Here is a 22,437-nt window from a genome sequence, read left to right on the forward strand (position 1 = left end):
AAAAAGGGTGCCGATCAGGCACCCTTTTTTGTGCATGTCAGGGCATCAGTTGGCTTTTTTGATATACACCGTGGGAGTCTCGCCGGTTACGTCGAAATAGAAGCCGTACACCGCCGATTCCGGCGGCGTGAAACGGAAGTTCTCAAACACGGCAGAGCAGTTCGCTCGAACCGGCGTGTTGAGCGTTACCTCCTTGTCGTCTTTCTCGGACAGGTAACCGCAGTTGGTCCCATTGCTCCAGTTGGCATCGCCAAACTTGAATTCATAGGGTTGGCCGTCCGCCTTTAATTCGATTTCCGTTCGGTAGACGCCGGTGTCGACCTTTTTGACCTTGTATTCGGGCAGGGCATCCCACCAGGCAAACTGCCCGCGCAGATAAAGTGACTGGCTGTAGTCACGCTCACCACCGGTGGTGGCACAGCCGGTCATGGCAAGCACAGAGACCAGAGCCAGATTGCCAAGTACTTTTTTCATGTTGTTCTCCTTGTTATCAATGGTCACAGCCGGCATGGCCGGCTGTGTTGAGGCCCGCCGGTCAGCGGGCAAATACCGAAACCGAGAGCCCGGGCACCAGGAACTCGCCAGCATCGGCCGCCGCAGACTGAGCCGGGGAGGTATCGGCCCTGACAGAGAAATCCCCTTCCAGGGTGTGGTTCAGGGTCTGGGTGGTGTTGCTGGCGTTGATCACCACCACAATCTCGTTATTGGCAGGATCCAGCTCCGGCAAACCGGCGGTACCGTCATCCAGCAGGCTGAACGCGATCAGCCCCGGAATCTGCTGCGAGCCGGTGTTGAGGAAGCTGAGGCGGTTCTTGATGTCCTCGGCGGTCTGAAGCCGGAACAGTGGGCTTTCCTTGCGCACCCTGAGCAGCTCCAGCACCTGATCCCTGGTGTAGCTGATCGTCGCCGGAGTGGGGTTGGCGTGACTGCCAGCGGAGGTGATGACCTCGGTGATCAGGTCCCAGTTAGAGCCATCCTTATCCTGGCGGGGCAGGCCTCGATTCCAGGCGGAAGCCTGGAAGCTGAAATCCACCTCGTTGTACCAGTCCCCGGAATCGTAGCTGTCCCGTTCCATGGATTTGGAACGCAGCAGTTCAGAGCCCATATGCAGGAACGGGATGCCCTGGCTGAGAATCGGAACGGCCAGGCCAACAACCTGCATTTGCGCCCGCTCCTGGGTGCTGGCGGCGTAGTCGGCTTTGTACTGGTTGTTGTCCCAGAGAGTCTGGTTGTCGTGCTTGGAAACGTAATTGATGATTTCCTGGGGATCTGCCGTGTAACCGGCGGCCTGTCCGTTGTAGTCGATTTCGGCAGCGGTTTTCAGCTCGTCTGTGGCGGTCTCAAACGGGTAGTCTGCCAGGCTGCCGGCGATGCCCACACGAATCCAGTCACTCACCTGCAGTAACCGGTTTCTTTCATCTTCGCTGCCCGTGTTTCGATCGTTGGGGTAGGTGAACAGGCCATTGGCAAATCCCTGGTTGGCCCGAATGGCATCACCTCCATCGAAGGGCCCGCCGCCACGTACGGCATCCCGCAGGCGATCGTTGAACGAGCCAATACCGGTTCCGGCCATGTTGGTCTGGATGGCGTTTACGCCTCTGGCGTTGTTGGCCACCTCGCCGAAGTTCCAGGCTTCACCATAGAAATAGGTGTCCGGATCGACAGCCTGCACCGCGGCCAGGGCCTTCTCCATATTGCTCAGCATGTGGTGGCCCATCAGATCAAACCGGAACCCGGATACTTTGTAATGCCGGGCCCAGGTGACCAGGGAGTCGACCATCAGCTTTTCCATCATGGCGTGCTCAGACGCGGTATTCTCACAGCAGGTGGACTGCTCGACGGCGCCGGTTTCCGGGTTCAGGCGGTGGTAATAGCCGGGTACCAGCTTGTCCAGAACCGAGTTGTCGGCAAGACCGGACGAATTGGTGTGGTTGTAGACCACGTCCAGAACCACGTTCAGGCCCAATTCGGAAGCCGCCGTCACCAGTTCCCGGAACTCGGTAATGCGCTGAGGGCCCTGGGCGTCTGTGGCATAGCTGCCTTCCGGCACAGTGAAGTGAACCGGGTCATAGCCCCAGTTGAAGCTGTCCAGGTCGCGGAACGTGTTATACAGCGCCTGGGCGTCACCGGTGAGCGGGTCAAACCCTTCCAGAACCTGGCGAATCGTTTGCCCGCTTGTGCAGTATTCAGAGAACTCGCTGGCGGCTGCTTCAGAAAGCTCACACAGCCGGTTGAAATCGTCCTGAATATCGACCACCTGGCTCGGGTTCTCGTTCACGGTGGCGATATCAAAGGCAGGCAACAGGTGCAGGTGAGTTACGCCAGCCTCGGCCAGATCCCTCAGATGTGCGACGCTATCGACACTGCCATCAGAAGGGGCTGTAAAGGCTTTGTACTTGCCACGATGGGACGGCTCAACGGTTTCGTCTGTGGCGCTGAAATCGCGAACGTGCACCTCATACACCACGACATCCTCCGGCGCTGGCCTCGCTGGAATCGTAAGGCTGTCCCATCCGGATGGCTTGTAGTCTGCGCCAAGGTCCACCACCTGGGCATACTGGCCATTCGCCGAGAGGCTGAGGGCGTAAGGGTCGGATACCAGGGTGGTTTCGATGGCACCGGTTCTGGGGTGGTAAACGGAGACTTCGTACTGATAGTACATCTCCAGCAGGTCGTTGCGGCTTCCGGAATGACTCCACACGCCTTCGGATTCGATCATCTCGGCCGGATATCCGGGCAGGAGATCGCCGGCTTCATCGAACACATGAAGCTTCAGGCTCTGGGCGGTTGGTGCCCAGACCGAAAAGGTAACGGAGCTTGCGTCGATGATGGCGCCGAGCTCTCCGCTAAAGGTAAAGAGGTCATCCAGTACCCCCGCGATCTGCACGCCGGTGGCGGCTACCAGCTCGTCGTTACTGTTATAGGCTGCGGCGACCAGTTGGCCCTTTAACGCGGATTGGATGGTTTCGCTGTCAGCGATGATCTCGTAGGCTGGCCAATCTGCCAGGTGGGGGAACTTGTCTGCACTGGCTTCAGGTAACGTGGTGGGTGTCAGTTCCAGTACGTTGCCACCACTCAGGGTGTCGGAGTCGCTGACGCCAATCCCGGCATTGTGGTCATAGCGAAGTTCAACCCGTGGCAGATTTCCGGTGTCCCGGAAGACCAGAGTGTTGCGATCAACCCAATGGGCACTGGCGCCGGCAATGGCAATACCGTCGGTCTCGATCGGTGTACTGGATAACAGCTGGCTGCCGCTGACGGTGAAAATGCGGTTGCCGAGCGCACCAAAGTGCCAGCGGTGGTCCTGGCCGCCAAGATCTTTCTCATCACCCTTATGGACAATGAAGTTGAGGCAGTCCCCGGCCTCGCGCATGGGTATCCGATAATAGGCGCCGTAGGTGTCGCTGATGCCGTCCGCCCGTCTTGGGGTGTCCCAGTCGGTGGGCACACCATCGGCCAGGCCATCACAGCCAGCGCCGGCGTCGTTCCACAGGTGCAGGCCCCAGCCGTCATAGCTGGCATCTGGTCGCTTGTAATAGAGCAGGGCCTCGTTGGCCCCGGGTTCGAGCAGGCCGTCAGCGCCAGTGTTTCCGCCGTTGGCCGGTGAGTCGCTGCTACTGCCGGAGTTGCAGCCGGTGAGAGCCAGCGCAAGGGTCAGCACTATGCCACCCGTGAGCCGTTTATGGTCAGGCATTGTCAACATCCTCTTTCCAATTGTTTTTGTTGGTGGAAGATCCGCTCCGGATCTTCCTCATGGTTGCGCGAAGCATGCACGAGAACATCCCTCCGGGACCGGATTTTCGGGGCGTAGCCGTAGGTGGCAGCGGGGCGTAGATGTCATTGGGTGAGGGGCAAAAAAAGGGCCGGCAAATGCCGGCCCTGAAGGAGGTCCAAGTAGAGCGTGTGGAGTTTAGAGCCTTACCACCAGGCTTCGATCTGGGCGCCGATCTGGATGTCGCCATCGATTCCTTCGCCACCGCGTGCGGCCTCGGCTTCATCTCCGAAGAAGGTAGCAGCGTAAGCGCGGATAACGGGACGCGCCCAGTAGCCAGGGCCGGCCTGCCATTGCTGGGCGATGGCCACTTTCCCGAGGTCCTGGGATTCGGTGAACCAGGGGCGGTCGGTATCGCTGTAGCCGATCTCAATCGCGGTACTCATAACGGTTGACCAGTTGTAGATCGGTCGGGCGATGATGCTCAGGCGCTCACCATCACGGGCGCCGGCATCATGGGGTTTGGCCTTCTCATAGACAACGGAATGGCCCAGATCCCAGTTACTGCCCAGTTTGATCACGCCGTGGTTGAGCACGCGCCAGCTGGACTCGAAGTAGCCTGCAACGTTGCCGTTATCCACTCGCCCGCCACTGCTGCCTTCGGCATTGGCGAAGCCCATGGAGTCGGCGCCATACTGCACGGCGAACTTGTTGAAGCCACCCATAACACCTGAAGACAGCTCGGCGGTGAGAAAATAGCCGTTCTCGTCTTCAATACCGGCGTCTTTCTGCTGGTCGGTCAGGTCCGCCATGGCGTAGATGCCGATCAGCTCAAGGGTGTGGCCGCCGGCTACCGGGAAGGCGTATCGAACGTCAAGTTTGTTGTTCTGAACCAGGCCATCACCGTCGCTGGTGTCGGCATTGGTATAGGCAACGGACAGGTGGCCGGCACCTGCCTTGATGTTCTCGATACCCGCGCCGTAGCCGGAGTTGTTGACGTAGAAGAGATCCATCTGGTGGATGTCTTTACGCTGATAGAAGCGTTTGCCGGCCCAGAGGGTGGCGCCGGGCAACGACTCGACGACGTTTTTGGCAGACACATAAAGCTGTCTCAGGGCAATCTCACCGCCGCCGAAGGGGTCTGCGTTGTTGCGGGTGACTTCTTCGTTGGCGAAGTCGATACCGCTGATGTTGTTGCCGCCATTCAGTGCCTGGTAATCGTTGCCCTGGGGCTCAGCGCTGTAGGCAAGCATGGAGTCAATGCGGAAGGTCTTGCCGTCCTGGCTGAACAGCTCGTCGCCCAGTGACAGCTCGGCATAGGTGTCGCATTCGTCAGCCAGGCGGCCTACATAGTGACCGCTGGCGCCATTGCCGAAACAGGTTTGTTCGCCGCCGCTGCCGATATTGGTGGAGGCTCCTGCCCGGGCATAGCCGTGGAAGTCCACCGCGATGGCCGGTGTTGCCATGACCGCTGCGGTGATGGCAGCTGCCAGTGGGAGCTTGCTAGCGAAGAGAGGCTTTTTATTGTGCATCGTTTGAGTCCTGTGTTTTTGTCATTCTTGCATGTCAGGGAAGCGGAATTTCCGGTTCCTAGGTCCCGGTCAGGCTTCCGGTTCCCTTGATTGCAGCTTCTGCCAATCAGACATTGGGAAACCGAATTTCATGGTTCCTCAAGGCGGGTCTTTGTACATCCTCCGAGTCAGGGAATTTGGGGGGTGAGTTTCAGGGGGGAGGAGGGGCGTAGATGGCTGCGCCCCTGCCGGAGGATGTCTGAGTGGTTCAGGCGAGTACTATGTGTGACTACTCCAGCGGATAGCGGGTTGCCTTGAGGCTTTCCTTTATCTTCTTGAGATGGCTCAGGAAATCCTTTCCGCGCTTGAGTGTCACACCGGTTGCCAGGATGTCGATCACGGTCAGGTGGATAATGCGTGACGACATGGGCATATAGACTTCGGTGTCCTCCGGAGCGGTTACGCCAAGCACCGCTGTGCAGCATTCGGCCAGCGGAGATTCCGGATTTGTGATGCCAATCACGGTGGCACCATTGGCGCGTGCCACCTTGGCAATCTCAACGGCCTCTTTGGTTCTGCCGGTGTAGGAGATTAATACGATGACATCACCTACTTGGGCGCCGGCGGCTACCATGCGTTGCATCAGGGCGTCGTCGTAAGAGGTGACCGGAATGTTGAAGCGAAAAAATTTGTGTTGTGCATCCAGGGCAACGGACGCCGAACCACCCATACCGAAGAAGTTGATCTGTTTGGCTTGAATCAGGTAGTCAATGACGGTGCCCAGTGCTTTGGGGTCCAGGGACTGGCGGGCTTTGTCCAGGCTGGCGATGGTGCTGAGCATGATCTTGTCTGCGAACTCCGCCACGGTGTCGTCTGGCTCGACATTCTGGCCCACGTAGGGGGTGCCGGTGGCGATGCTCTGAGCGAGGCGGATTTTGAAGTCGGGGAACCCGGTGGCCGAGAATCCCCGGCAAAAACGATTCACCGTGGGTTCACTGACATCGGCAGCGCGGGCGAGGGCAGCTATGCTGTAACGAGTAGCTGCGCTGGGGTCACGAAGGATGGCTTCCGCAACCTTGCGTTCAGATTTGTTCAGGCTGTCGAGCCGGGACTGAATGTCTTCCAGCAGATTGTCGTCACGGTGCGCATGGTTTGCGGCCATGTTTGGGTACTCCCTCGGGGTGTGCCATCGTTGTTGGAAATTGTAGTGATTATACCGTGTTTATGAACTTTTTGGTGTAGTAAAAATATCAATTAATGAAAAATACCCTTGGAAAATGCCGGTCAAGCTGTCATTATTTTTATAAAATTACTACATTATGCCTTTCAGGCGGCTGGTGTCGCTTTAAACTGAGAGAAGGAACCGATGGTCAACCGTACCGCTACCCGTTGTGACCTAATGCTATTCGGGGCGCTGGGGGATCTTGCCCAGCGCAAACTCTTCCCGGCCCTGTATCAACTTGAACGGGCGGGCCTGCTGGCGCCTGGCAGTCGCATACTTGCCGTTGCGCGAACCGAGGCCGGCACGGACAAGGTGAAAGAACAGCTGTTGGAGAAACTGAAAAAACACGTGAAGTCCGAAGAGTTTGACCCGGATATCGCGCAGTCTTTTCTCCAGCGAGTGGAATATCAGCGTCTCGACTTCAATGACCCGGAGGGCTACCAGGCGCTTCGGGACTGGCGGGACGAGCCGGATAACCAGTTGATTGTCTACATGGCAACTCCGCCATCAATGTACGGGGTGATTGCCCGCAACCTCGAGGCAACCCGTTGCTGCAATGAGCGGACGAGGGTTGTGGTTGAAAAACCCATTGGGCACGACCTGGAAACCTCCAGGGTGATCAATGATGAGTTGGGGCAGGTATACAACGAGAATCAGATCTTCCGGATTGATCACTATCTGGGCAAGGAAACCGTGCAGAACCTGATTGCCCTGCGCTTTGCCAACAACCTCTTTGCTTCCCAGTGGGATCAAAATCACATCTCCCACGTGGAAATTACGGTTGCGGAAAGCGTGGGTATCGAAGGGCGCTGGGGGTATTTTGACAAGGCCGGCCAGATACGGGACATGATCCAGAATCACCTGCTGCAGTTGCTTTGCCTGATTGCGATGGATCCGCCGGCGGATCTGTCCGCGGACAGCATTCGCGACGAGAAAGTGAAGGTGCTCAAGGCGCTCAAGCAGATTACCCCGGAATTGATGGGCAGCCATGTGGTTCGTGGCCAGTACACCGCAGGCACCAGTGGCGGCCAGCCGGTACCGGGGTACCTGGAAGAAGAGGGGGCGAACAAGGGCAGCGAGACGGAAACCTTTGTGGCCTTGAAGGCGGAGATCGACAACTGGCGCTGGTCTGGCGTGCCGTTCTATATCCGTACCGGCAAGCGGCTTCCGGAAAAGTTGTCCCAGATTATTATTCATTTCAAGCCGGCGCCCCATTACATCTTTGATCCAGACCAGAAGCACCTGGCCAACAACAAACTGATTATCCGCCTGCAGCCCGATGAGGGCATGTCCCTGAAGATTCTCACCAAGGACCAGGGACTGGATAAAGGTATGCGCCTTCGCCAGGGGCCGTTGGAGCTGACGTTCTCGGAGACGTTCGAAACCGACCGGATTCCTGATGCCTATGAACGTTTACTGTGGGAAGTGATGAAGGGGAATCAGTACCTGTTTGTGCGTCGTGATGAGGTTGAGTACGCCTGGCGCTGGGTGGATCAGGTTATTGCAAACTGGCATGACAGCGGCGAACCACCCAAACGCTATGCCGCAGGAACTTGGGGGCCGGTGGCATCCATCGCCATGATTACCCGGGATGGGAGAAGCTGGTATGAAGATGCCTGATATTCGCCTGCCGGATGGTGTGGTTTTGGAGGCGGGGGAAGATCCTCAACAGGTGGCTGAAGCCCTTGCCACTGATGTCGCCCGTTTTCTGGTGCAGCGTCTGGAGAGAGCTGACAGGGCGAGCCTGGTGGTTTCCGGTGGGTCCACGCCTTTGCCGTTTTTTAAGGCGCTTTCACAGGTGGATCTGGATTGGTCACGGGTGGATGTGCTCCTGGCCGATGAGCGTTGGGTGCCCGAGGGAGATCCGGCCAGCAATACCACCCTGGTGCGTGAGAATCTGCTGCAGAACAGGGCTGCTAATGCCAGCTTTCTTTCTCTGAAGCAGGTTGGTGCAACGCCTGAGGAGGGCCTGCCACGGGTTCGCTCTGCACTTGCCGGGCTGAAACTGCCGCTGGATGTGTTGATCCTGGGTATGGGGAATGATGGTCATACCGCGTCTCTGTTCCCGGACGCGCCGGAGTTGCCAGCGGCCATGGACCCGGAGTCCAGGGATCTGGTCCTGGCGATGAATCCGCCGTCCCAGGCCCAGCAGCGCATTACCTTGACGCGTCCGGTGTTGGCCGGTGCCAGGTATACCGCCCTGCACCTGAAGGGGAATGACAAGCTGGATACCCTGACCGCAGCCATGGCCAGGCCGGAGGCCGTTATGGCTATGCCGGTCAGGGCCTTTCTCAAGCCTGGACTGAAGGTGTTCTGGAGTCCGTGATGATGAGGCAGTACGAAACAAAGCGGTCAGTAACTGCATTCAGGAGAACTATATGACTCAACTTTCCGATTATCACAGAGACCGTGTTCAGGCAGTACTCAGTGCCTCGCCACTGGTGCCGGTTATTGCCATCAATGAACCGGAAGATGCCATTCCCTTGTGTCGTGCGTTGGTGGATGGCGGTATCAAGGTGCTGGAAATTACCCTGAGAACCGAACATGGGGTGCGGGCCATTGAACAGGTTCGAAAAGCCATTCCCGAGGCATGGGTTGGTGCGGGTACAGTAACCAGTATCGCCCAGTACCGGCAGGTGGAGGCTGCGGGTGCCCAGTTCGTGATTACGCCGGGTGTTACCGAGGCGATTCTGGAGTTTGCGCTAACCTCTGAGGCACCATTATTGCCAGGTGTGGCCACGGTCTCCGAGCTGATGTTGGGGTACTCGTTGGGTTACCGTGAATTCAAGTTCTTTCCGGCTGAAGTGTCAGGCGGTATGCCGGCGCTGAAGGCATTTCGGGGCCCTTTCCCGGACGTGACCTTCTGCCCGACTGGCGGGATTAACCAGGATACCGCGCGGGACTACCTGGCGCTGCCCAATGTGGCGGCCGTGGGTGGTTCCTGGTTGACGCCAGCGGAGGCGATCCAGCGCCGGGAGTGGGAGGTGATCACCGAGGTGGCGCGGGCCAGTCTTGATCGGCTCAGGTGACGTTGTTTGCCCACAGGCATGAAAAAGCCCACTTCCAGGAGTGGGCTTTTTGCTATCAGGCTGCGTTGCTCGGGCCCGGCGTCAGCGAATGTCGGCTCCAACACGGACAATCTTCATGGTGTTGGTGCCTCCCTGGGCGTTGACGTAATCACCCTTGGTAATCACCACCAGGTCGTCTTCCTTCACCACGCCCCTGCGTTTGAGTTCGGCAACGGCATTGGCGTTGGTTTGCTCATTGGCAATCTTGGCGGAATCAAAAGGCACGGTTTGCACCCCGCGGAAAAGGGCAACACGGTGTTGCGTGGAGTGGTGCCGTGAGAAAGCAAATATCGGCAGGCTGGACTTGATGCGGGACATCAGTCTGGGAGTGGCGCCGGTTTCGGTCATGCAGATGATGGCGCGAACGCCCTCCAGATGGTTGGCGGCATACATGGCCGAAAGGGCGATGGCCTCATCAACCCGCTCCATGCTCTCGTGGATACGGTGCTTGGACTGATGCATGGAAGGGTGGCGTTCTGCCCCAAGGCAGATGCGCACCATCGCTTCAACGGCCTCCGTGGGGTAGTCGCCCACGGCCGTTTCCGCCGACAGCATCACTGCGTCGGTGTAGTCCATCACGGCGTTTGCCACATCCGACACTTCTGCCCGGGTTGGCATGGGGTTGGTGATCATCGATTCCATCATCTGGGTGGCGGTGATCACCGCTCGGTTCAATACCCGCGCCCGGGAGATGATGTGTTTCTGAACACCAACCAGTTCGGCATCGCCGATTTCCACCGCCAGATCACCTCGGGCAACCATGACAGCGTCGGACGCCAGAATAACGGCATCCAGTGCCGCTTCGTCATGGGCCAGTTCGGCCCGCTCGATCTTGGCGACCAGCCCGGCATCCGAACCGGCGTCTTGTAGCAGTTTCCGGGCGATGTGCATATCATCGGCCGTTCGAACGAAAGACACCGCTACATAGTCCGCGCCCAGGCGGGCTGCAGTGACGATGTCCTGTTTGTCCTTGTCGGTGAGGGCTTCGGCAGACAGGCCGCCTCCCCGTTTGTTCAGGCCCTTGTTGTTGGAAAGCGGGCCGCCAATCAGAACCCGGGATGTGATGCTGTGGCCATCCACGCTCTGGACTTCCATTTCGATGCGACCATCATCGAGGACCAGAATGTCCCCCGGTTCTACATCCTCGATCAGTTGCTCGTAATCGATGCCAACCCGCTCATTGGTGCCGGCCTCTTTGTCCATGGCGGCGTCCAGAACGAAGGTCTGGCCGGCCACCAGAATAACTTTGTTCTCAGCAAATCTTGCTATTCGCAGTTTCGGGCCCTGCAAGTCGGCCAGCAAGGCAACGAAGCGCCCCTGGGCTGCAGCTGTTTCTCTTACCCGTCGGGCCCGGGCGATATGCTCATCAGCACTGCCATGAGAAAAGTTAAGCCGGGTGGCGTCTACCCCGGCTGCAATAATGGCGGCCAGGGCTTCCGGGGTATCGGTAGCGGGGCCGAGTGTGGCGACAATTTTGGTGCGCCTGAGCATGATGTGGATCCTTTATTGGGTGTTACTGAGCGGCTTTCATAAGCTCGATGGCGTTGTCGAGCATGCGGTTTGAAAAGCCCCATTCATTGTCATACCAGGCCATGACTTTTACATGACGGCCGATGACCCGGGTATGATTTGCGTCAAACACGCTGGACAGGGCGTTGTGATTGAAGTCGATACTGACCAGCTTTTCGGTATTGTAGCCGAGTATCGGGCTGTTCTGCGCGGCGGCGCGGACGGCTTCGTTGATCTCGGCTACGCTGGTGTTGCGGTTGGCAATAAATCCGAAATCCACCAGCGACACATTGATGGTAGGAACCCGAACGGCCAGGCCGTCGAGTTTTCCGTCCAGGTCCGGGATAACCTTGCCGATGGCAGCGGCAGCACCGGTCTTCGTGGGGATCATTGATTGGGTGGCAGACCGGGCCCGGTACAGGTCAGAGTGGTAAACATCACTCAGTTTCTGGTCGTTGGTGTAGGAGTGGATGGTGGTCATCAGGCCACTCTCGATACCCACGGTGTTGTGCAAGGCAGCCACCACCGGTGCCAGGCAGTTGGTGGTGCAGGAGGCGTTTGAAATGATCTGGTGCCTGGCAGTCAGTTCCTGGTGATTGACGCCATAGACAACGGTGGCATCTGCGTCTGCGGATGGGGCGGAGATAATCACCTTCCGGGCGCCGGCGTTGAGGTGTGCGGCGGCTTTGTCCCGGTTGGTAAACAGCCCGGTACACTCGAACACCACATCCACGTGGTAGTCTTTCCAGGGCAGCTCTTCCGGGTTGCGGATGGCGGTAATGGCGATACGGTCGCCGTTGACGGTCAGCGATTCTGCGTCGTGACTGACCACACCGGCAAATCGGCCATGTACACTGTCGTATTTGAATAGGTGAGCGTTGGTTTCGGCGTCGCCAAGATCGTTGATGGCGACTACCTGTAGTTGATTTCGGTAGTTATTTTCGTAAACGGCCCTCAGGATGTTGCGGCCAATACGCCCAAATCCGTTGATGGCGATGCGGATAGTCATGACCAGACTCCTTGTTGTCGGTTTTTTGTTCAGTCTTCAGGATTGATGTAGTAAATATAACAACAAAAATTTCATAAATGAATGTCGATTGGCTGTAATGATGAAAAAAAGTAAGTAAACTTACGTCATATAGCAAAACATAAGTGAAATCACGGAGTCTGCCATGCACCCCATCATTACCAAGGTCACGAACAGGATCATCGAACGCAGCCGGCCTACCCGGCAGGACTATCTGGCTCGAATGACCACGTTGAAGGAGCAATCTCCGCATCGCAGCACCTTGTCCTGCGGCAATCTGGCTCACGGCTTTGCGGCTTGTGGTCAGCAGGACAAAGACACCTTGAAGTTTATGAACAAGGCGAATGTGGCGATCGTTTCGGCCTATAACGATATGCTTTCTGCCCACCAGCCCTATCAGACATTCCCGGACGTTATCCGTGAGGCGGCTCGCGGTATGGGCTCGGTGGCCCAGTTCGCCGGCGGCACGCCCGCCATGTGCGACGGCGTTACCCAGGGCCAGCCGGGCATGGAGCTGAGCCTGTTTTCCCGCGACACCATTGCCATGAGCACGGCGGTGGCGCTGAGCCACAATATGTTCGATGCCACGCTGTTACTGGGGATCTGTGACAAGATCGTGCCGGGGCTGTTGATTGGCTCCCTGAGCTTCGGTCACCTGCCCACCATTCTGGTTCCCGCCGGCCCAATGCCGTCCGGGCTTCCGAATAAAGAGAAGCAGCGCATCCGCCAGCTGTATGCAGAGGGTAAAATTGGCCGGGATGAGCTTCTCGAAGCGGAAAGTAAGTCCTACCACAGCCCGGGTACCTGCACCTTCTATGGCACGGCCAACAGTAATCAGTTACTGGTGGAGGTGATGGGGCTGCATCTGCCGGGTTCGGCATTCGTCAACCCGGGCACGCCGCTGAGGGATTCGCTGACCCGGGCCGCCACCGAACAGGTGATCAAGCTGTCCAGGCCCCATGGCGGTAACCTGGGGCTGGCCGACATGGTGGATGAGAAAGCTATCGTCAACGCGCTGGTGGCCTTGCTGGTGACCGGTGGCTCCACCAATCACACCATTCACTGGATTGCGATTGCCCGCGCCGCCGGCATTATCATTGACTGGAACGACTACTCAGAGCTGTCGTCGGTGGTGCCGTCCATGACCCGCATCTATCCGAACGGGCAGGAAGATATCAACGCCTTCCATGAAGCCGGCGGCACGCCATTCCTGATTCGGGAACTGCTCGAGGGCGGCTATCTGCATAACGATGTGCAGACCGTCGTGGGGCAGGGCCTGGAGCGCTACACTCAGATGCCTGAGATGGGAGGTGAGCGCCTGGTGTGGAAACCTGCGGTTGAGAAAAGCCTGGCTCCGGATGTGCTGAGTAGCGCGGATGAGCCCTTCGCCCCTGACGGTGGCCTGAAAGTGTTGGACGGTAACCTTGGCCGGGGGGTGATCAAAGTATCTGCGGTTGCCCCGGAGCATCATGTGATTGAGGCACCCGCCGTCGTGTTTAATGAGCAGAACGAGCTGAAGGCTGCGTTTGACGCCGGTGATCTGGATAAAGACTGTGTGGTTGTGGTTCGCTTCCAGGGTCCGAAAGCCAATGGCATGCCGGAATTGCACAAGCTGACGCCTTACCTCGGAGTGCTCCAGGATCGCGGCTTCAAAGTGGCCTTGGTGACCGACGGGCGGATGTCAGGGGCTTCCGGTAAAGTGCCGGCGGCGATTCATGTGTACCCTGAGGCTCTGGACGACGGCCCGCTGGCGCGGGTGCACAACGGTGATCTCATCCGCCTGGATGCCGTCAAAGGCACCTTGAGTATTGAACTCACTGATCAGGAGCTTGCCGCCCGTGAGCCTGAAAAAGCCGACATTAGCAGCTATCATCACGGGTTTGGCCGGGAGCTGTTCGGCTGGCTGCGTCGGTCGGCCAGCAATCCGGAACAGGGGGCGAGCTTTTTCTGGAATCACGAGTCATGACAGACAAGCAGTATTCACTGGTCGGTGATATCGGCGGCACCAACGCGCGCTTTGCTCTGGTGGTGCAGGGCGACGTGCGGCCCCGGGAAATCGAGGTACTTGCCTGCCGTGACTACGAAAACCTGGACTGTGCCGTGGTGGATTACCTTCAGCGCGTCGGGGTCGAGGAAGTTGGTCAGGCGTGCCTGGCGGTTGCATCTCCGGTCCGTGGTACTCAGGTTCGAATGACCAACAACCACTGGCGCTTCGATACCGAAGAGATTCGCCGGCAGTTTTCCTGGTCGGCGTTCAAGGTCATTAACGATTTTACCGCCATGGCCCTGGGCGTGCCCCATGTTCCGGAAGCCAATCTGGTACACGTCTGCGGTGGCCCGGGGGATCCACGCCGGCCCCGGTTGGTGATGGGGCCGGGCACGGGTTTGGGCGTGTCGGGGCTGGTGCCCATCAACAATGGCTGGGTGCCCCTGATGACGGAAGGCGGACACGTGGACTACGCACCGACGGATGACCTGGAAATGGACGTGTTGCGGATTCTCCGGGCCCGGTTCGGCCGGGTGTCTGTGGAGCGTATTCTGTGCGGTCAGGGGTTGCTGAATCTCTATCAGGCCCATGCGGAAATCCGGGGTGTACCCGCAGCTCTGGATTCCCCGGAGAAAATCACCGCGGCGGCCGTGGCCAATGAAGATGCTCTGGCCAGGGAAAGCCTTCGTCATTTCTGTGAAATTCTTGGCCGGGTGGCTGGCAATGGTGTGCTGACGCTGGGTAGCCTGGGTGGTGTTTACCTGTGCGGGGGCATTCTCCCGCGTATCCTCGAGTTCTTTCTGGAAAGCCCGTTCCGGAACGGGTTCGAGGACAAGGGCAGAATGCGACCCCTTCTGGAATCCACGCCCGTTTACGTCGTGACGGAGCCTTATACCGGACTGCTTGGCGCCGCTGAAGCCCTGTCGAATCCGGAGGTTTAAAGGCCAGAAATGGCGTCGGGCAGGCAAACGGAGAGCTGGAGTATGTCAGACAATCTGGACCACCTTTCCTTTTCCGAACTGGTTGCCCGTGTGCGCGCCTGCACGCTGTGTGCCGAGGTACTGCCGGAGGGGCCGCGCCCTGTGGTGCAGTTAAGTGAAACGGCTCGGATCCTGGTGGTCGGCCAGGCGCCCGGGCGCAAGGTTCACCAAACAGGCCTGCCTTTCAATGATCCCAGCGGTGATCGGCTCCGGGGCTGGATGGGCATCGACCGGTGCACCTTCTATAACGAGAAGGAGCTGGCCATTCTTCCGATGGGGTTCTGCTACCCGGGCACCGGCAAATCCGGTGATCTGCCTCCGCGCCCGGAATGCGCGGAGACCTGGCGCGAGGCCCTTCTGGCCCGCCTTCCCAATATCGAATTGACCTTGTTGATCGGCCAGTGCGCCCAGGCCTGGCATCTGCCCGACGGCAGCAAAAAGGTGACCGCCAATGTGGAGCAGTGGCGTCATTACTGGCCTCAGCAGCTACCGATGCCGCACCCCAGTCCCCGAAACAATCTTTGGCTGCGGCGTAACCCCTGGTTTGAAAAGGAGGTGATTCCGGCGCTTCAGGGACGTGTCAGGGGATTGCTTTCGACTGCCTGACTCAGGGTACCGGGTTCCCCTGTACTGCTTCGAGCAAGGCATACCAGAGCCCCCGGGGCAGATCAGCCTGCGCGCCCCGCGATGCGGCTTTAAGCCGATCTGACCGAAGCGAGCCAATCACCGGAATCGGCGCGCCGGGCAGTTGCCGAATCCATGCGATGGCCAGCCCCGTCTCACAGAGCCCGGTTTCCCGTTGGGCGTCGGTAAGCAGTTGCTCTGGAATGCGTTCCGGCAACTTGCCACCGGCCAGCGGTGACCAGGCAAGCCAGCGTAGCCCGTCAGACAGCATGGCTTCCAGGCCACCATCGAAGAGTGGTTGCGGGTGGCCAAGAGACAGTTCGGACTGGTTGCAGACCAGTGGCAGATGGGTGTTTTGTTGTAACCATCGCCATTGCACCGGCAAAAAGTTGGACACACCGATATGCCCGACCTTGCCCGACTCGACGGCTTGCTCAAGCACCCTGGCCAGGGCTGGCGCGTCCAGCAACGGGTCGGGCCGGTGGATCAGGAAGGTGTGTAGCTGGTCTACCTGCAAGCGTTGAAGCGAGGCGTCAATGGCGGCGCTGATATAACCTGCCTCCGCCCGGTAGTGCTTGCTCCGCCAGGGGCTTGTGTCCTGATGTTTCAGCACGATACCGGCCTTGCTGATGAGTTTTACCTTGTGCTTCAGGTGGGGAGCTGCCCGCAGGGCCTGGCCAAACAGGCGTTCGCATTCACCGTCACCGTAGATATCGGCATGGTCAAACACCTCAAGACCATCGTCCAGGCACTGTGTAATCCAGTCGGCCAGGGCCCCCGGGGAGTGCAGCTCCCGATGCTCCAGAAGGCGCATCAATCCGACAACCAGTGGCGTTTTTTTGAGATATTCGGGCCCGGCTGTTTGCATCAATTCCTGCTCCCGAACGCGATGACCACCGTGTCATTCCCGTGCTGCCGTGAGAACACATACGGTTGCTGGCTGATCAGCCTATGCTCCCCGGCACCGATGGCGGGATGGCGTTGGCGGAACTGACCCAGGGTGCGCCAGTGGTTCAGGATGTCGGAAACCTCGCCTGCCTCTATGGCTTGCCAGTTCATGGCAGAACGGGTGCCCTGATGAGGGTCAGAGCCGGTGGGGCCAAAGGCACGGCCGGACTCGTCACCGTAGAACAGCTGCACTGCCCCTGGCGTGAACAACAGGGCAGCGGCCGCGCGTTTTTTCAGCGTATCGTCATCACCGGCGATCTGGGCGAACAGTTTTGTGTCGTGGGAGGAAATGTAACTCAGCACGTTGAACGGGTCATCGCCGTGCAGCTTATCGGCGTATTCGCGGTAGACTGGCTCCATAGCCTGCAGGCATCGGGCGCCTGCGTTGGCCTCTGCCTGCAGATCAAAGTTGATGACAGCATCAAAGCCGGCGTCAAAGTAGCCGGTCTTGCGAACCGAGTGCGGAAACACTTCGGCAACCATCCAGAATTCTTCGGAGGGCAGGGCAGTGTCCGGGTGTCTCTCGCGGTAATCGTCCAGGGCCTCCTGCGCCCGCGCTTTCAGTTCACGCCAGGCGTCGGGTTCTACATGCTTGGCCGTGTCTACCCGAAAACCGTCAACACCGAACTCCCTTACCCAATCCGTGAGCCAGGTAATCAGGTACTCGCGAACAGTGGCGTTGTCCAGGTGTTCCGCCCGGCTGCTCTCTTTATTTCGCAGGAAGACTGGCAGCTCCACGGGCTTGGTCGATTCGGTCTTGAAGTCCGGCAGAAAGGCGAGGGACCCACGTACCGGGTCGACGGATGCACTGGGTGGCGTGTCGTAATCGGCGATACCGGCCCGCACCCAGTCTTTGCCCCACCAGTTACGCCAGTCCGCGTGATCGTAATCGATGAAGGCGTGATAGGCATGATGGTTTTCCCAGGACTCCGGGCGCCAGTCACCCCAGTGCTCCGGCAGGTGTTTTTCGAAACCCGAGTGCAGGGCACCAAAGTCAAAGGTCTGCATATCCTGAAGGGAGCTGTAGCCGGGGTGGTTCATCACCACATCCATGACCACCCGGATACCCCGCTGATGGGCCTGTTGCACCAGGGCCCGGAATTCCTCCCGGGTGCCAAAGTTGGCATCTGGCACCGTGAAGTCCAGGGCGTAGTAGCCATGGTAGCCATAGTGCCGGAAATCTCCACGGTCACCGCCGCCAACCCATCCGTGCATCTGCTCGAAGGGTGGGGTAATCCACAGGGCGTCGACGCCCAGATCGGCCAGGTAATCCAGTTTCTGGGTCAGGCCGGCGAAATCGCCGCCATGGAAGGTGCCAATCTCATCTTTACCGTCTTTTTGCCGGCCGTAGTTGATGTCGTTATCGGTGCGGCCGTTGGCAAACCTGTCGGTCACCGCGAAGTAGACGGTGGCGCCGGCCCAGGTAAAGGCGTGTGCCGTCTCGTCTACCGGCTCCAGCAATAGCAGACCCTCGGCGTTATCGTCCGGAGTCATCGTGACCTGGCCATCGCGCACGCGGGCGGTGTTGCCGGTGTAGAAATCCCTCACCAGAGTGCCCTCGGCAAAGGCCCCGCTAACCGGAATTACCAACTCAGTCCGGGAAGCCTCGCAGAAAACGTTGCTATCATTGAGCGCCGGAGGGCCGGGAATCGCCTGAGCGGGCCCGTCGACAGTGGTGGTACAACCAGCAAGCCCAAGAAAGGCAGACAGCAGAAGCCGGCGTTTGAGCGGCAAAGTAATGTGAACCATGGCAATGACTCCAGGTCGGATTGTCGTTGTTGTTGGACACATAAAACCAGAGTCATGGGTTAACGGGTAGAAGGAATTTTCTACTCCCTACTACTCCCCCGTTCTACGCCTCGGGGAATGATATAAGGGGTGATGCTTATTCCCCGGATTTGCAACACAGTTTGAACACTCGCAAAAGAAGGTTTTGCGGCAAGCCCGGCCAGGCGACCTCTTGGCAGGCCGGACAAGAACAAAAAGGCAGGAACACACAGAGGAAAGACCTGATGAATCGTCGAACTTTTATTCGCAGCACGCTCGCCGCTTCGGTAATGGCCGCCACCCTGGGCGCCGGATCACCCGCATTCGCTGGTATTGAAGAAGGCAAACTGCTGGTCTGGATTAACGGTGACAAAGGCTACAACGGCCTGCAGGAGGTGGGCGACTGGTTCACCGAAGAGACCGGCATTCCAGTGGAGGTGGCTCACCCGGACAGCGCCACCGACAAGTTCCAGCAATCGGCCGCGACCGGAAACGGTCCGGACATTTTCATCTGGGCCCACGACCGTTTTGGCGAATGGGCGCAGAGCGGCATTATTTCTGAAATCCAGCCCTCCCAGAATGTCATTGATGCCAACTACGACTTTACCTGGGAAGCCGTCACCGTGGACGGCAAGATGTACGGCTACCCGATGGCCGTTGAGTCCATCGGCCTGATCTACAACCGGGATTTGCTGCCGGAGCCGCCCGCTTCGTTTGAAGACATCCCGGCGATTCACAAGAAACTGGCAGAGGATGGCAAGCGAGCCATCCTGTGGGATTACAACAACACCTACTTCACTTGGCCGATGCTGGCCGCCGCTGGCGGTTATATCTTCGGCGAGAATGGCGACGGTAGCGTTAATGTGAAGGATACCGGCGTTAACAACGACGGTGCCATGAAAGGTGCCAAGGCGCTGGCGATGCTGATCGAAGAGGGCGTCATGCCCCGTGGAGCGGATTACAGTGCTATGGAATCCTCGTTTAACAAAGGCGAGACGGCGATGATGATCAATGGCCCCTGGGCCTGGGCCAACCTTCGCAAGAGCGGTATCAATTTTGGGGTGGCTACCATTCCGGCGATTGACGGCAAACCTGGCAAGCCCATGGTTGGTGTAATGGCTGCCACTCTGAATTCTGCAAGCCCCAATAAGGACCTGGCCGTTGAGTTCCTTGAGAACTACGCGCTGTCTGTGAAAGGCCTGAAGATGGTGAACGACGATGTTCCCCTGGGTGCTGTGGCCAACAGGGAATTCATGGAGGAACTGTCCTCCGATGACAACATCAAGGCCACCTTCGAGAACGCCCAGCTGGGTGAGCCCATGCCTAACGTACCGGCCATGGGTGCGTTCTGGTCTTCCATGGGGCCGGCACTTCAGAACATTACCTCTGGACGCCAGTCCGTGGAAGACGCCCTCAACTCCGCGGCCCAGCGCATTACCCGCTGATCGCCTGTGATTGCGCCGTGGCAGGGTAACGCCTGCCCGGCCTGTCATGCCGGACCCTGAGTGATGAAGCCGTTGCCCCAAGGCGACGGCAACCTACAGGCTGACTACAATGATAACGGAAACCCTGTCTCCCTCCGCGACTGATAGCAGACACTCCATGACACGAGTATTCCTGAAGTGGGGCACGCTGGCGGCATTGCTGATAGCGGCGCTCTACCTGATCCTGGCGTTGTACGCCCAGCGCGAATTTGTGTTCGCCATGTTGTTTCTGGTACTGACTGCCTCTGCCGTGGCAGTGTTTGTCAGCCGGAAGCTCTATGCGCATCGTTACATATTTCCGGCGGTCGCCGGTATGGGCGTTTTTGTGATCTTCCCACTGATGTACACAGTGGGCATCGGGTTCACCAATTACAGCGCCAGTAATCTTCTGAGCTTTGACCAGGTGAAAGAAAACCTGCTTGGCCGGACCTACCAATCCGAGTCGGTTCGCTATGACTACCAGCTGTTTCAGACTGATCAAGGCTATGTCCTGCACCTGGACGGCGTCCATCAGGACCTGGTGTCGCCCCCCATTGAACTGGGAACGGAAGAGTCCCGTTTCCCGGTATTGCCATCCGCGGACCTCCCGGAGGGCGAGCCTCTGGCCATCCGTGACATCATCCAGCTGCGTAGCGACCTGTCGAAGCTGAAGCTGGTCACCGAAGATGGCCGGGAGCTGAGCCTGGCGAGCTTGCGCTCCTTCGCGGCGATACACAGCCGTTTTACGCTGCACGACAACGAAACCCTGACCAATAACGAAACCGGTGTAACCTACTTTCCAGACCACGAGACGGGGTTCTACCGTGACGCCGATGGCAATGCCATTTCTCCGGGCTGGACAGTTAATATTGGCTGGGACAATTATCTGAAAGTGGTGAGCGACCCCAGTATTCGCGGGCCCTTTTTGCAGATTTTTGTCTGGACGCTGTCGTTCGCCCTGGCAACGGTGGTGTTTACCCTGGCGCTTGGGCTGGTACTGGCCAATCTGCTGCAGTGGGACCAGATTCGAGGCAAGGGCTTTTACCGCACCATGCTGATATTGCCTTATGCGGTGCCCGCCTTCATCTCGATTCTGGTATTCAAAGGTCTGTTCAACCAGAACTTCGGGGAGATCAACCTGGTTCTGGAAGGTTTGTTCGGTGTTCGCCCGGACTGGTTCAGTGATCCGGCCCTGGCCCGTTCGATGATTCTTATCGTCAACACCTGGCTGGGTTATCCCTACATGATGCTGTTGTGCATGGGCCTGTTGCAGGCTATCCCCCGGGATCTCTATGAGGCTTCGGCAATGGATGGAGCCGGGCCCATCAGCAATCTGTTCAACATCACTCTGCCGCTGATTATCAAACCGCTAACGCCGTTGCTGATTGCCAGTTTTGCGTTCAACTTCAACAACTTTGTTCTGATTGCCCTGTTGACCGGTGGCGCACCGGATATTATCGGAGCCAGCACGCCCGCTGGCACAACCGATTTGCTGGTGAGTTACACCTATCGCATTGCATTCCAGGATTCCGGGCAGAATTTCGGGCTGGCGGCTGCCATCGCCACAGCGATCTTCCTGGTGGTTGGCGCGCTGTCGTTGATCAACCTGAAACTGTCCAAGGTCAAGGTATAAGGAGCTTCCCATGGCGATGGTTCAACCGCGCTCCACTAAATACCGTGTGCTGGCATCCCATCTGGGCATGCTGGCATTTATCGCGGTGATTCTGTTCCCGCTGCTGATGGTGATCTCCATCTCCTTCCGCAGCGGTAACTTTGCCTCCGGTAGCCTGTTGCCGGAGAATCCCTCGCTGGAACACTGGTATCTGGCGCTGGGTATTCCCTACACAGACGACGCCGGCATTACTACCCAACCGCCGTTTCCTGTGCTGCTCTGGCTCTGGAATTCAATCAAGGTGGCGGTGGTTTCGTCCATTCTGATTCTGGCATTGTCTACCACCAGTGCCTATGCCTTCGCCCGCATGCGGTTTGCGGGCAAAGGCGCAGTACTCAAATCCATGCTGATCTTTCAGATGTTCCCGCCGGTGCTGTCCCTGGTGGCGCTGTATGCGTTGTTCGACCAGATCGGCAATCATGTCAGCTGGCTGGGTTTGAATACCCATGGTGCCGTCATCGTGGCCTCTCTGGGCGGCATGGCGCTGCACATCTGGACAATTAAAGGCTACTTCGATTCCATCGACCGGTCACTGGAGGAAGCCGCCATCGTTGACGGTGCCACCACCTGGCAGGCATTCCGCTACATCCTGCTGCCGTTGTCGGTGCCCATTCTGGTGGTGGTGTTCATCCTGGCGTTCATCATGACCATCATGGAATACCCGATGGCCTCGGTGCTGCTGGTGGATACCAACAAGCTGACCCTGGCGGTGGGTGCTCAGCAGTACCTGTACGAGCAGAACTACCTGTGGGGCGACTTTGCCGCGGCGGCGGTGTTGTCTGGTCTGCCGATCACCGTGATTTTCCTGTATTGCCAGAAGTGGATTGTCGGCGGGCTGACCGCCGGTGGTGTTAAAGGCTAGCTTTGTTGTTGCTCTCAGGGCCCGCGAGGGCCCGCTCTCCCAGGCCGTAGCGGAAGATCCCGCACGGCTTCCTTACGCGACCTGC

General features: G+C 58.4%; 17 protein-coding genes. 9 read left to right on the forward strand and 8 right to left on the reverse strand.

What is annotated here, in order from left to right:
- Positions 1-45: 45 nt before the first annotated feature.
- From RVM24_RS03795 to RVM24_RS03810, 4 genes are all read right to left on the reverse strand, one after another.
- Positions 46-474: a hypothetical protein gene (locus RVM24_RS03795; protein WP_061331164.1), complete on the reverse strand. Its 429-nt coding sequence runs from the start codon at positions 472-474 to the stop codon at positions 46-48.
- Positions 475-535: 61 nt separating this feature from the next.
- Positions 536-3,694 (reverse strand): pullulanase-type alpha-1,6-glucosidase, encoded by a 3,159-nt coding sequence (gene pulA, locus RVM24_RS03800; RefSeq protein ID WP_082780490.1) that lies wholly within the window; start codon positions 3,692-3,694, stop codon positions 536-538.
- A gap of 224 nt (positions 3,695-3,918) precedes the next feature.
- Entirely contained in the window at positions 3,919-5,244 is a 1,326-nt protein-coding gene (gene lamB / locus RVM24_RS03805; RefSeq protein ID WP_058089492.1) for a maltoporin LamB, read from the reverse strand.
- A gap of 268 nt (positions 5,245-5,512) precedes the next feature.
- Complete coding sequence (locus RVM24_RS03810; protein ID WP_058089493.1) at positions 5,513-6,385, reverse strand: MurR/RpiR family transcriptional regulator; 873 nt, start codon at positions 6,383-6,385, stop codon at positions 5,513-5,515.
- Between the two features lie 204 nt (positions 6,386-6,589).
- Between RVM24_RS03810 and zwf the strand changes: the two genes are divergently transcribed.
- Genes zwf through RVM24_RS03825 form a run of 3 tightly spaced genes read left to right on the forward strand, consistent with a single transcriptional unit; the run spans position 6,590 to position 9,474 of the window.
- Positions 6,590-8,065, forward strand: a complete 1,476-nt coding sequence (gene zwf, locus RVM24_RS03815; RefSeq protein WP_058089494.1) for a glucose-6-phosphate dehydrogenase — start codon at positions 6,590-6,592, stop codon at positions 8,063-8,065.
- On the forward strand, positions 8,058-8,771 hold the full coding sequence (pgl, locus tag RVM24_RS03820) for a 6-phosphogluconolactonase (RefSeq protein ID WP_082888526.1): 714 nt from the start codon (positions 8,058-8,060) through the stop codon (positions 8,769-8,771). The genes zwf and pgl overlap by 8 nt, the downstream gene beginning before the upstream one ends.
- Positions 8,772-8,823: 52 nt before the next feature.
- Complete coding sequence (locus tag RVM24_RS03825) at positions 8,824-9,474, forward strand: bifunctional 4-hydroxy-2-oxoglutarate aldolase/2-dehydro-3-deoxy-phosphogluconate aldolase (RefSeq protein ID WP_058089496.1); 651 nt, start codon at positions 8,824-8,826, stop codon at positions 9,472-9,474.
- 81 nt (positions 9,475-9,555) lie between these two features.
- Here the strand turns inward: RVM24_RS03825 and pyk are convergent, their stop codons facing one another.
- Both pyk and gap read right to left on the reverse strand, forming a co-directional pair.
- Entirely contained in the window at positions 9,556-11,004 is a 1,449-nt protein-coding gene (gene pyk, locus RVM24_RS03830) for a pyruvate kinase (protein WP_058089497.1), read from the reverse strand.
- 22 nt (positions 11,005-11,026) lie between these two features.
- Complete coding sequence (gene gap, locus RVM24_RS03835; RefSeq protein WP_058089498.1) at positions 11,027-12,031, reverse strand: type I glyceraldehyde-3-phosphate dehydrogenase; 1,005 nt, start codon at positions 12,029-12,031, stop codon at positions 11,027-11,029.
- Between the two features lie 163 nt (positions 12,032-12,194).
- Here gap and edd point away from each other — a divergent pair, with 163 nt between their 5' ends.
- From edd to RVM24_RS03850, 3 genes are read left to right on the forward strand one after another with little or no spacing between them, the layout of a single operon-like run.
- Positions 12,195-14,015 carry a phosphogluconate dehydratase gene (edd, locus tag RVM24_RS03840; protein WP_431474983.1) on the forward strand — a complete coding sequence of 607 codons (1,821 nt, stop codon included), beginning with the start codon at positions 12,195-12,197 and terminating at the stop codon, positions 14,013-14,015.
- Complete coding sequence (locus RVM24_RS03845) at positions 14,012-14,977, forward strand: glucokinase (RefSeq protein WP_431474984.1); 966 nt, start codon at positions 14,012-14,014, stop codon at positions 14,975-14,977. The genes edd and RVM24_RS03845 overlap by 4 nt, the downstream gene beginning before the upstream one ends.
- A gap of 42 nt (positions 14,978-15,019) precedes the next feature.
- The gene (locus RVM24_RS03850; RefSeq protein ID WP_431474985.1) at positions 15,020-15,622 is read left to right on the forward strand and encodes a uracil-DNA glycosylase family protein; all 603 of its coding nucleotides are present in this window, start codon (positions 15,020-15,022) and stop codon (positions 15,620-15,622) included.
- A gap of 1 nt (position 15,623) precedes the next feature.
- Here the strand turns inward: RVM24_RS03850 and RVM24_RS03855 are convergent, their stop codons facing one another.
- Both RVM24_RS03855 and RVM24_RS03860 read right to left on the reverse strand, forming a co-directional pair.
- Positions 15,624-16,508 (reverse strand): aldo/keto reductase, encoded by an 885-nt coding sequence (locus RVM24_RS03855; protein WP_431474986.1) that lies wholly within the window; start codon positions 16,506-16,508, stop codon positions 15,624-15,626.
- Positions 16,508-18,337: an alpha-amylase gene (locus RVM24_RS03860; protein WP_431474987.1), complete on the reverse strand. Its 1,830-nt coding sequence runs from the start codon at positions 18,335-18,337 to the stop codon at positions 16,508-16,510. Before RVM24_RS03860 ends, RVM24_RS03855 begins: the two co-directional genes overlap by 1 nt.
- Before the next feature lie 263 nt (positions 18,338-18,600).
- Between RVM24_RS03860 and malE the strand changes: the two genes are divergently transcribed.
- The 3 genes from malE to malG all read left to right on the forward strand — a co-directional run bounded on the left by malE (position 18,601) and on the right by malG (position 22,352).
- The gene (gene malE / locus RVM24_RS03865; protein ID WP_230712529.1) at positions 18,601-19,800 is read left to right on the forward strand and encodes a maltose/maltodextrin ABC transporter substrate-binding protein MalE; all 1,200 of its coding nucleotides are present in this window, start codon (positions 18,601-18,603) and stop codon (positions 19,798-19,800) included.
- A 109-nt stretch (positions 19,801-19,909) separates the two neighbouring features.
- Entirely contained in the window at positions 19,910-21,451 is a 1,542-nt protein-coding gene (gene malF / locus RVM24_RS03870) for a maltose ABC transporter permease MalF (protein ID WP_431474988.1), read from the forward strand.
- A 10-nt stretch (positions 21,452-21,461) separates the two neighbouring features.
- Complete coding sequence (gene malG / locus RVM24_RS03875) at positions 21,462-22,352, forward strand: maltose ABC transporter permease MalG (protein WP_058089505.1); 891 nt, start codon at positions 21,462-21,464, stop codon at positions 22,350-22,352.
- The last annotated feature ends 85 nt before the right edge of the window (positions 22,353-22,437 follow it).

This window comes from Marinobacter sp. KM021 (genome assembly GCF_050707965.1).
Lineage (GTDB): Bacteria > Pseudomonadota > Gammaproteobacteria > Pseudomonadales > Oleiphilaceae > Marinobacter > Marinobacter shengliensis.